This window comes from Flavobacterium sp. KMS (genome assembly GCF_000813005.1).
Taxonomy (GTDB): Bacteria; Bacteroidota; Bacteroidia; order Flavobacteriales; family Flavobacteriaceae; genus Flavobacterium.
Window position 1 is genome coordinate 90267 of sequence record NZ_JSYP01000019.1, and the last position, 11827, is coordinate 102093.

The window sequence follows — 11827 nt, forward strand, 5'->3', positions numbered from 1 at the left end:
ATGAGTTTATTTCCATCTGTATTAATATAACAAGAATATATCGCTCCAGTCTGCTCTTTTATATTTTAAGGATAGTAATACTAATCCAACACCGCAGATTCCATTTAAAAGATTTTCCTTATCAATTGTATAGGTTTTATCTAAATCCTGACGAAATTTAGGGTAATAAATTGGAGTGTTAATGCTTAATTGTGTATCAATATTTTTTAGTAATTCCATTTCCCAATAGACTAAACTATCTTCAATACTCTGGCTCGGAAGTAATTCATTAAACTTGTAGAGAAAATAAGAAATACCTGAGATACCATGACAAAAGCCAGTATCAAAAAAAGAATAGTCATTAAAATGAACTAATCCTGAATCGCTAATTCCTCTATTTAAAATTAGATTAATCATTTCCTTTGATTCCTCTTCGACTTTTTTGCTTTTTAGCACTTTACTTGTATACATCAAAGCATATGCAATACCTAAATCACCGTAACACCATGCTAATCTAGAATGCGAATTTAATTTTTTGGATATTGGATAGCATACACCATAAGATGACATGTTTGGCACTTTATTCTTAAATTTTTTGAAGCTTCTTAAAATTCCATTAATCATTTTTATAATTAGGGGATTTTGATACCCCAATTCTTTGAGGCGAAGTAAAAAAAGTAGTATACTTGGCAATCCATGAGCCAGTCCTAGATTTACTTTTTCACTATCTAATTCATGCCAGTAAATTAAGCCATTAATCTCAACTTTTGTCTCATATAGTTTTTCAACTATTCCATTTACTAACTCTACTACAAATAGTTCTTTACATCTATCTGAGTTTATTAAATATTGTATTTTTCCAATACTTCCATAAAGTAAATCATAATTATTATTGGTAATATTTAATCTTATAGACTGAATTAAGTAAGAATCTAAATCGTCAATAAGCTCTTCACTTTCAATGATATTGCATTTTTTCAAATAATGTATTACCCAGCCAATTCCATCAAAACCTTCCAAAAGACCAGTAGGCAATTCGAAATCAGAAAAAACCTCGAAGAGTTTATCTAATAATATAAGTGATTTTTGTTTATAAATATTTTCTCCAGAATAGTTGTAATAAGTTGCAAAAAACAAGAGAGCTCCCAAGTCTTGTTCAATGACAGGATTTTGCATTTTTACAGCTTTATTATAAAGCACTTCTTCAATTTGGGAAAGAATAATCTCGATGTTTTTCATTTTATTCCTTTGTATAAATGGTTGTTAACTTTTACATTAACAACCATTTGTATATTAAACGAAAACTACAAATTAGCAGTTACCTCCAACAGTTCCTGCTGATATGTCAATTCTTCCTGAATCGCAACAATCTTTACCTCTAGCAGAACCTCTTGCACAACTTGCAAGACAGAATCCCTCTGGTCCACCACCATTAATTTTTTTCATTTCTGCTTGGTTTAACGCAGAAATAGTTTTCTTGTTTAAATTTAATTTTTTCATTATAAAATGTATTAAAATAATTGCCTACTCTAAGTCAGGATTTTCGGCTTACTCCTATGCTTTTTTGTTTATATCAAACTTATTCCTAGCTAATTTTCCATCATAATACCTAAACAAGAAATCGTATAAAATCCACTCATGTATTCTTTGTTTAGTTTGAAAAAGTCGATTGCAATGCATATGAATAAAACTATCAATTGTATTATTAAAACTAAATGATGAATCAACAGAATTTCCTTTATCGACAATACTTTTTATAAAATCTCTACTTAATTCTGTATGTTGAGCCATAATTATGTCAAAGTAGTCATCGCTATTTTCAAGAGTTGAAATTATCAAAGCCCTAGATTCTCTATACTTTTCATTTAATTGTTTATTCGTATATTTATTTGCTCCAAATTCTAATGAAAAACCATTTTTTAGAGATTCAAATAACCTTCTCTTTTCAGATAAATTAAATCCACAATCATTTAAAAAGACATCAATATATTTCATTCCCAGAAGCCATTTCTCTTTAGTATCCTCAGTATATTCAATAAGCTTCAAACTAAAATCACTGTTCAAATAAAAAAGTGATTCTGATTCTTCGATGGTATAAGTTCCATACCGTTCAAGTTCTCTTTTATAAGTGTCAATTTGAACTTTATGAATCGCTTTAGTATCCATATGAAACTTTAATTCATGATATAATAGTTCATTAATTTCTGTAATATATCTTGTGTTTTTAATGTGAAAGCGCACGCGTAAATGGGGCTCAGGATCAGCATAACGAATAAAGAACCATTTGTCAATGTAATTTCGATCTATGAAAATCTCTATTAAAGGTTTTAAGATGTTTATCAAAAATGTATCACTGGTCTTATCCCCTAAATAAAACTTGTAGTACATCCATTCACTGCCTAAAATGAAATTTCTTGTGATATTATTTTTCAAAATATTGCACGCTTATTAGTTTTTGTAAAAGGAAAAAATTAGCTCATTCGTAAACGAATAGTTATTTCTTTTAACAGCAGAGTTATTAGTGTCAAATAGAAATTCTTTTAAAACTATTGAATCCCTTCTTTTAATTATCGAAATGAACATTTCAATATATAAGTCGTTTTCCAAATTGATTAATAATTCGTTATCACCATCTGCTAATAGTACTTTATTTGGTATTTTTTTTAATCTGAAGTAATCTTTAACTGAATCGATGGTTCTCATTTTAGTAAGGTCTGCTTTTCGTATTTTCCATTCCCCTAATGAGATAATAATATTCTTATAGACAACTCTTGGGAGAAAATCTTTATCTTTAATCGTTGTACTCCATTTAAAATTAATTGCCTTTCTTTGATCCTGTGTTTGCATATCACACAAAAAATTATAAATAGGTAAGGAATTATGTGAATAATTATGAGCATTTGACAGCATTGGTTTCACCTCCTTGTTTAATTTCTTTGATTTCAAAATAACCTTACTATTCCTCACTGATACATATAGATCATTTACCGATATTTGATTTTCTATATCCAAAGTACTACTTGCTAAATATGGTATTTCATAATCCCTTACAGAAGACCTGTGAATTATATTTCCTGTTCTTGATTCTGGTAAATGAACAATTTCAGCCAAAACAATATTCTCATTTATTCTATTTTCAGAATCCATTATATTATCTACATACCCTTTGAAAGTATCACTTAAGTAACTGAACCTTCCCAATAATCTTGAAGCAGAAGAACCACTGGCAAAATCCAAATAAACTAAAGGCATTTCTGGATTTTCGATAGAAAAAATGCTAGTCATTACCGATATTGTACTTGGTAAGTCACTCCAGTCTTCTTTCAAATCTTTTAAATCTTCGTCTGTTATTTCAATAAGCATCTTTTTGTCTTCAATCGCTCTGATATATTTATTAAAAACAATTTCATCAATTACACTCCATTTATATTCTGCACTTTGTAATTGATTACTATAATTAATAAATAAATCATCTATTAAAGGGGATACAACACCACTGTTATTAATGCTATTTCCATATCCAATCCCTGTTTCGGTGTCAAGTGCTATACTAAGTGGGATTTCTTCAGTTTCATATCTCGAATGAAAAGCCATTTTAAAATTCTCTAAATTTTCATTTCTTTGAAAATCAGTCAGCTTATTAATAACCTTAAGCCCCTCATTTACAGAATTTAATATACTTTGGTGAATTGAATTTTCTTTACAGCTTATCAATAAATCTTTTTGTATTAAATATTTTTCATTTGCATTTTTGTTTTTTAATAATAATAACTTATTCAGCTCTTTGTATAAATCAAGAAATGATGAGTTGCCTCCATTGTCGATTTGCAATAAAATACCTCTAGTCTTTTTTGCCCACTCACTCCAATCATCATCTGCGTGATTGAAAAAATTAGCTGTGATCTTTTCAAAAAAATCAATTCCTGTAACACTTGGATTTAATGAACTTACCAAAACCTGGTTATCAATTAATTGATGAATAAAATCTAATCCAACTTCTAGTGTGATGTCATCTTCGACAATTGATTGAGCCAGAGAAGTAATTGTAGCTCCATTTTTAGCTATCGCTATGATTCTATCTATGTACTCTGAATTATCTATTGAGATTGTAAAATGTTTTCTTTCAGAATTTATATACGTATATTCCACATATCTTAATTCGGCACCTATTTTGTATAAGCTTGTATTTGGATAATAAGTGAGATTCTCTCTAATTTCCAAATCAAGTTCTATATTCTGAATAAGAGAACATAAATAATTCATATCTATCCTTGATTTTTTAACATGAGAGACATATTCATTGACCTCTATTTTATTAGTCAATCCAATTGAACCAATAGAACAGCCACTAAATAATCCAAAGGGAGTACATCTGTATCCCATCCTTGAAATGTATTTTAGCAATGCATTTTCAATTCTTTTAGGATTCTCCATTTTGCCTCCATTAAGATATTTTATCATTTCGCTATGAAGTTCATGCGATGCGATGTAAATAGCTTCAGATATAAATGGAATTTGCAATAACTCTTTTAAAGTTTCAACTGATAAAGTTTCAACTTCATTCATCGTCAATAATGGAGTTCTCAATATAAACTCATTAAAAGGACTGTAGATTATTTGTTTTTTCATTACAATAACTATATTACTGAACCTTTTTAATCCAAATTATGATTTGATCTAGAGCTAAACTATCTATTTCATATAAATGAAAGTTCATTCCTTTTATCTCCTCTTGAGTCAAATAGTGATTAAGATTATTAAAAAGTTTTATTTCAATATTTTGATTGTTAAAACTTTTCAAAAGATTTATATTGGATATTGGATCAACTGATTTATCGTTACTCCCAATTATATAAAATGTAGCTATCTTAAGATTTTTATAAGTTTCTTCGTAATCCTTTTTTAACAGATCCAGGGATGCAGGAAAAGAAATATACCACTCAAATTGTTTTTTCTTATACCCCTTTTCACTTAATGAAATCTTGATTTTTTCTCTTAATAATTCATTAGTGTCACTTTTATATTCCCTAACGATTTCATGGATTAAACCCATGACCTTGAGTTTTGTTTCCAAATCAGAAAATTGAAGATTCTTCTCTTGTAAATTCGTTCCCATTTGCAATTGATATTTTAAAAAGGCACCATGCTTCTCAACAGGAGTTGCCCATTGGATTAAAAAATCAACATCCATTCCTTTTTCTATTGCCCCAATACTTGCTAAACCTCCTTCACTATGCGCAATTACACCAATTTTTTTATCCTTTAAAGATGATATCTCTCTGATACAATTCATTGCAAAAAAAACATCATTTATCTTATCTGATATACAATAAGAAACTGTATTATATTTACCCTCAGATTTTCCAACCCCTCTTTCGTCATATCTAAAAACAGCAATATTATTCTTTAACAATTCCTCTGCTAAAACATAATGACTGTTTCTAGTATCTTTACCTGAACCAGGTATGATAACTACTACCTTATTAAACGCTGTTTTAGGACAAATTAAAGTTCCATAAAGTTTTATTTTTTCGTCTGTCTGTTGAATCTCAATTTCAGTAGAATCGTATTTTTCTATATCTGCTATTTTTTTCTCGTACTCAAAAATATCTTGTGAATATCCCGATGTGTAAAGAAATATTAATACCATTAAAGTTTGTATTTTCATGAAATAATCCGCGTTTTAGTCATTAATATAGGTTTCAAAATAAACTGAGAATATGAGTACTTTTTTAAAGACAGTAAAATGATGAAATAAATCTATTTTGCAATATCTACTTCAAACTTTGATTATCTAAGGCATATTTGAAGTGCTTTTAAATATGTGATTATTCATATTAATTTTTAAGCAAAAAAAGAATATTTCATAAGATCTTAGAAATATTATATTATCATCAAATAATAAAATATTATCCTAAATTGTATAATCTTAAATAAAAATTCTATCGCACCAAGCATAAAATTTAACTCTTCACAAAAATGATACAATAGCTACTATCAAACAAGATAAAGATTGATGGGAACACTATCAGACCTTGTTTCCCTTTTTGTATATATTATAAAACTAAGTAAACCATTGATACTAAACACAACAAGAGATATAGCCATTGCCTTGTTAGGAATCAGTGCATAAAAGACATTTCTCTGTGCGTATAAGATTTTAATTTCAATATTCAATATAATATTTTGCTGAAATACAAATAATACCTATTATGATGGACATATTATGACCATCATAATAATCTAAATACATAGTACCTTTGTAAAATACCTCATCACCATTCCTTTTCTACTTAAAGAAAGAGGTGTAGATCTGGAAATGACAAAATAAATGAAAAGAAAGTCTCCAACAGAACTCGAACCCTGTTTCTAGTTTTATACTGCTTCAGTATTACAATTCAAAGAGATTTGGATTTGTAGTCTGCTTCTCTAAGTTAGACAAATAACACACCAAAAATTATGGCAATGCAAACGGGAGAAAACGAACAGGCACTGAGAAAAATCTTGGACATGACAAGACTAATCAGTATTACGATTTTAGGCATTCATTTTTATTATTACTGTTATGGAGCTTTTCGTCAGTGGCACCTCGTTAGTGGATTCAGTGATACCATTATGAGCAATATTCATAATACTGGATTGTTCAGTAATTTTTACAAATCCAAACTCTTTGCGCTTTGTTTTCTGATAATTTCTTTAGTTGGTGCTAAAGGGCGAAAAAATGAAAAACTAAATTACAAAACCGCTTTTATTTATATAATTACCGGTGCCCTAATTTACTTTATAAGTCATCTTTCCTTATACCTGAAAATAGAAATAGCCCTAGCGGCAATAACCTATATTACCATTGCCTCCAGCGGTTTTCTGCTGATGCTTTCGGGAGGTACACTATTATCGCGTATTATAAAAAACAGACTCAATGATAAGGATATTTTTAATACCGAAAATGAGACCTTTCCACAAGAAGAAAGACGCTTAGAAAATGAATATTCTATCAACCTGCCAGCTCGATACCATTTAAAGGATAAGCTCAGGAACAGTTGGATAAACATCATCAATCCTTTTCGCGGATTGGTAGTTGCTGGTACTCCTGGTTCTGGAAAATCCTATTTTATTATACGTCATGTACTGACTCAGCACATCTGTAAAAAGTTCACCATGTTTGTCTATGATTTCAAATTTGATGACCTTACCCGAATAGCCTATAATGCCTGGCTTACATACAGACACCTTTATCCAAAATCACCTCAATTTTATGTTATTAATTTTGATGATCTGACTCGTTCCAATAGATGTAATCCATTGGAACCTTCTGCTATGCATGACATCACCGATGCTTCCGAATCTGCACGTACTATCTTACTAGGATTAAACAGGGAATGGATCAAGCGTCAGGGAGACTTTTTTGTAGAGTCCCCTATTAATTTTCTCTCAGCCATAATATGGTATTTGCGACAATACAAGGACGGTGAATTCTGTACACTTCCCCATGTGATAGAACTCATGCAGGTAGATTATGATAGCCTCTTTACCTTGCTTAGAACTGAAAAAGAAATTGAAGTACTCATTAATCCTTTTGTTAATGCTTACCAAAATGATGTTATGGAGCAACTCGAAGGTCAGATTGCTTCAGCGAAAATAGCAATGGCTAAACTCTCTTCTCCTCAATTATACTATGTTTTATCAGGTAATGATTTCACTTTGGACATCAATAATCCCGATGAACCTAAGATTGTCTGCATGGGAAACAACCCGCAAAAAATACAGATTTACGGAGCAGTATTATCACTATATGTAAACCGATTGGTGAAGCTTGTCAATCAAAAAGGAAAACAGAAAAGTAGTCTGATATTTGATGAATTCCCTACAATCTACCTCAACAATATGGATAGTTTAATCGCTACTGCCAGAAGCAATAAAGTAGCAACTTGTTTGGGCATTCAGGACTTTAGTCAATTGCGCAAGGACTATGGGCGAGAACAGGCAGATGTGATTATGAATATTACAGGAAACATCGTCAGCGGACAGGTTACTGGGGATACTGCCAAACAATTATCCGAACGTTTCGGAAAGATTATGCAGGATAGAGAAAGCCTCTCCATCAATAGCGGTGATACATCGATTAGCCGTTCCAAACAATTGGAATCAGCTATCCCTGTCTCTAAAATTTCATCTTTAAGTTCAGGTGAATTTGTGGGAATGGTAGCCGATGATCCAGATTGTAAAATCAAGTTAAAAATATTCCATTCTGAGATTATAAACGATCACCAGGCACTCAAAAAAGAAGAGGATGGTTATCAAGATATTCCCATTATTCGCAAAATCGATAGCACTATGGTCAAACGCAATTACTTACAAATAAAACAAGACATAGAGGATATAATTCACTCTGAAATGGATCGATTGTTCCATGACCCAAAACTCGTTCATCTGGTTATAAAGAAAAACAAGAAATAATTGAGCAAACTTGAAAATAGAAATAATAATGCAAAAACAATTTATGGACAGTACAAATCAAAAGTTAGTACTAGCATGGGAAAGATTTCAACTCGATGCATATACTATTGCTTTATTATGGCTATTCTTGCATAGTAAAATTTCCTTGTTCATCCTTCTCTTTTACCATTTCGCTATTTTCACTATGTTTGTATAGTATGATAATCTGGCATAAAATTACTATTTTATATTGCATAATCTAAACTCAAGTCAAAGCAGTATAATAGTTTTTAACTAATATACACGAAACAAACTAATATGACCGAAGAAACAAAAAATATAATTGCTATTGAAGCAGATTTATTCCATGAGTTATCTCAACTTGTTGAACATAGTCAGCGGCAAGTAATTATGCAAAACAATAGTGTTTTAACTTTACTTTTTTGGCAAATTGGATTTCGTATAAATGAAACCATACTACAGAATAAGCGTGCTGAATATGGAAAACAAATTGTGCCGACAGTGTCGGCACAATTGGAAAATAAGTATGGTAGAAATTTTACCGAAAAAAACGTAAGACGAATGCTGCGTTTCGCAGAGCAATTTAAAGACAAGCAAATTGTAGCAACATTATCACAACAATTGAGCTGGTCTCATTTTATAGAGTTATTACCTCTGAAGAAAACAGAAGCCAAATTATTCTATGCGCATCAAGTAATCGATCAGTTAATGAGTATTAGAGATTTGCGAAAACAAATTGCTGCTAAAACTTTTGAGCGTACTGCAATAGCAAATACACAGACAGTTCAAATAGAAAGCAACTTACCAAGCACCTTCAAAGATCCTTATTTATTGGATTTTCTTAATTTAGGGAATGCCTATTTGGAAAAGGATTTAGAGCAAGCAATCTTATACGATTTAGAAAAATTCATTCTCGAACTTGGCAAAGGATTTACATTTGTAGAACGTCAAAAAAGAATGATTATAGATGGTGAGGATTTTAATTTAGATTTGCTTTTTTATCATCGAAAATTAAAGCGATTAGTAGCAATAGAATTAAAATTAGGGCGGTTTCAAGCCAAGCACAAAGGACAAATGGAGTTATACCTTAAATGGTTAGATAAGTACGAAAAACAAGAAGGTGAAAAAACACCAATAGGTTTAATCCTTTGTGCCGAAAGTAGCAGAGAGCAAATAGAGTTACTTGAAATGCATAAAGACGGCATTATGGTGGCTGAATATTGGACCGATTTGCCGCCTAAAAAACAGTTTGAAGAAAAAATACACCTGCTTTTAAGTGAAGCAAAAGAAAGAATAGAAAGGAAAAAGCTGCTATAATAAGTATCAAAAAATTATGCCTTATTCTTAAGTTCCAGAACATCTCTTTTGAGTTCTAAAAGCAACTCTTTCATACTTTGGGTTTCGGATAGCTCCTGCTTTTTATCTGTACGTCCGATGTTGCACTCATATTCCCAGATTTCCAGAATGTCAGAAGCCTTTACTTCGTAATTGGGATAGAAATGATTGTCGGATTCTAAAACCAGTGCATTTTTTTTGTTTTTATTCAGGCGTTTATATACCATACCCTCATTTTTAGTAATCAGGATATAGGTTTTACCATCCATCACCTCTCCCAGCCTTTCTACATAACGACCAATGATAATTGACCCATCTTCATGTGGTGGCATAGAGTCCCCTTCCACAGGAAAACCTCTGTGTTTACCTGGTCCTAAAAAAGGCAACGCCATTTGTTGCAGACTCTCGATATATTCAGGATCTCCATATCCATTTAGATAACCCGCTTTTGCTTTTTGGGTCACGATTTCTACAAAATCATTTCCTGCCGCATCAACGGTAATGGGCAACAACAATCTGTTGTTTTCCAATTTTAGCAAATCATCTATTGGGATTTTTCGAACATCTACAGAGAGTAACAGATCGATACTGATCTGATAATAATGCGCTATTTTCTTTAGAATTTCATACGGTGCTTCTGAGGTGCCATCTTCGTATTTGGCATACCTTCCCCGTGTAATTAAAAGACTCTCAGCCACCTTTTCCTGAGAAATCTTCCTTTTTGCTCTAAGACTTTTGATGTTATCGGAAAATAAAGACATGTTGATTTTGTTACAATTTGTAACAACAAAGATAGATAATTTTGATATAATCTGTACTAATTTTGTTCCGTATAAAAGGAAGAAGATTATGGGAAGGTCAATTGTACATATCGATATGAATACATTTTTTGTATCCTGCGAAAGGTTAACAAATTCAGAGTTAAACGGAGTGCCACTAATTATTGGAGGTGGAGACCGTGGCGTGGTTGCCTCTTGCTCCTACGAAGCACGCACTTTTGGAGTGCGATCTGCCATGCCTATTAAGATGGCACTTCGACTTTGCCCACAGGCAAAAGTAATGAAAGGCGATATGGAATTATATTCCACTTTATCACATACCATTACAGAAATAATTCAGGAGAAAGCTCCCATAGTAGAAAAAGCAAGTATTGATGAATTTTATCTCGATATCACTGGTATGGATAAATTTTATGGGAGCTACAAGTGGACGAGTGAACTCGCCCAAACCATTACCAAAGAAACAGGATTGCCGCTAACTTTTGCCTTATCAGTGAACAAAACAGTTTCAAAAATTGGTACTGGAGAAGGAAAACAAAAGCAGAATCTGGAGATTCCCGAACATATGGTACAGCCTTTTTTGAATCCATTATCTATTCAGAAAATTCCAATGGTGGGAGATAAAACTTTTCAACTGCTCTCCCGAATTGGGATCAGAACCATTCAGACGCTCTCTGAAATGCCTTCAGAAGTCTTACAGCAAATGATTGGCAAAAATGGTACGGAACTCTGGAAGAAAGCCAACGGTATCGATAATAATCCGGTGGAACCCTACACAGAGCGTAAATCCATATCAACCGAACATACTTTCTCCCAGGATACCATTGACATCATAAAACTCAAACGCATCTTAGTTGGTATGGTTGAAAAATTGGCCTTTCAATTGCGCTCCGAGCAGTGGCTAACCTCTACTGTAGTGATCAAAATCCGCTACGCCAACTTTGATACCGAAACCAAACAATGCCGTATTGCCTATACCTCGGCTGATCATACCCTGACCAAAAACGTAACTGATCTTTTTGATAAACTCTACCAGCGTCGTATGCGCCTACGCCTGATTGGAATTCGGTTCAGTGGACTCGTTCGCGGTACCTATCAGATTAACCTCTTTGAGGATACCGAGGAAATGCTCTCACTCTATCAGGCTATGGACAAAATGAAAAGTCGCTACGGCTTTGATGCCGTCATGCGCTGCGCCGGAGCGAGTTTTAAACCCAATACAAAAAATGAAATTTTAAAACGGAACATATAAAATTCTTAAGCTAACTTTTTCTAAA

Annotated in this window: 9 protein-coding genes; 3 read left to right on the forward strand and 6 right to left on the reverse strand. The window is 32.1% G+C overall.

Features of this window, described 5'->3' with window-relative positions:
* Window positions 1–21 precede the first annotated feature (21 nt).
* The 5 genes from OA93_RS17965 to OA93_RS17985 all read right to left on the reverse strand — a co-directional run bounded on the left by OA93_RS17965 (window position 22) and on the right by OA93_RS17985 (window position 5647).
* A complete protein-coding gene (locus OA93_RS17965) occupies window positions 22–1218 on the reverse strand; it encodes a lanthionine synthetase LanC family protein (protein ID WP_039115016.1) in 1197 nt (398 codons plus the stop codon).
* 72 nt (window positions 1219–1290) lie between these two features.
* The gene (locus OA93_RS17970) at window positions 1291–1479 is read right to left on the reverse strand and encodes a class I lanthipeptide (protein ID WP_039115017.1); all 189 of its coding nucleotides are present in this window, start codon (window positions 1477–1479) and stop codon (window positions 1291–1293) included.
* 54 nt (window positions 1480–1533) lie between these two features.
* Window positions 1534–2412 (reverse strand): thiopeptide-type bacteriocin biosynthesis protein, encoded by an 879-nt coding sequence (locus tag OA93_RS17975; protein ID WP_039115019.1) that lies wholly within the window; start codon window positions 2410–2412, stop codon window positions 1534–1536.
* A gap of 15 nt (window positions 2413–2427) precedes the next feature.
* Complete coding sequence (locus OA93_RS17980; RefSeq protein WP_039115020.1) at window positions 2428–4608, reverse strand: lantibiotic dehydratase family protein; 2181 nt, start codon at window positions 4606–4608, stop codon at window positions 2428–2430.
* A 13-nt stretch (window positions 4609–4621) separates the two neighbouring features.
* Entirely contained in the window at window positions 4622–5647 is a 1026-nt protein-coding gene (locus OA93_RS17985) for an alpha/beta hydrolase (RefSeq protein WP_039115021.1), read from the reverse strand.
* A gap of 797 nt (window positions 5648–6444) precedes the next feature.
* On the opposite strand from OA93_RS17985, the gene mobC reads away from it, so the two are divergent.
* Window positions 6445–8436, forward strand: a complete 1992-nt coding sequence (gene mobC / locus OA93_RS17990; RefSeq protein WP_039115170.1) for a conjugal transfer protein MobC — start codon at window positions 6445–6447, stop codon at window positions 8434–8436.
* Window positions 8437–8733: 297 nt separating this feature from the next.
* A complete protein-coding gene (locus tag OA93_RS17995; protein WP_039115022.1) occupies window positions 8734–9753 on the forward strand; it encodes a PDDEXK nuclease domain-containing protein in 1020 nt (339 codons plus the stop codon).
* Window positions 9754–9767: 14 nt separating this feature from the next.
* Here the strand turns inward: OA93_RS17995 and OA93_RS18000 are convergent, their stop codons facing one another.
* Complete coding sequence (locus tag OA93_RS18000) at window positions 9768–10532, reverse strand: helix-turn-helix domain-containing protein (protein WP_039115023.1); 765 nt, start codon at window positions 10530–10532, stop codon at window positions 9768–9770.
* 88 nt (window positions 10533–10620) lie between these two features.
* Here OA93_RS18000 and dinB point away from each other — a divergent pair, with 88 nt between their 5' ends.
* Entirely contained in the window at window positions 10621–11802 is a 1182-nt protein-coding gene (gene dinB, locus OA93_RS18005; RefSeq protein WP_086894561.1) for a DNA polymerase IV, read from the forward strand.
* The last annotated feature ends 25 nt before the right edge of the window (window positions 11803–11827 follow it).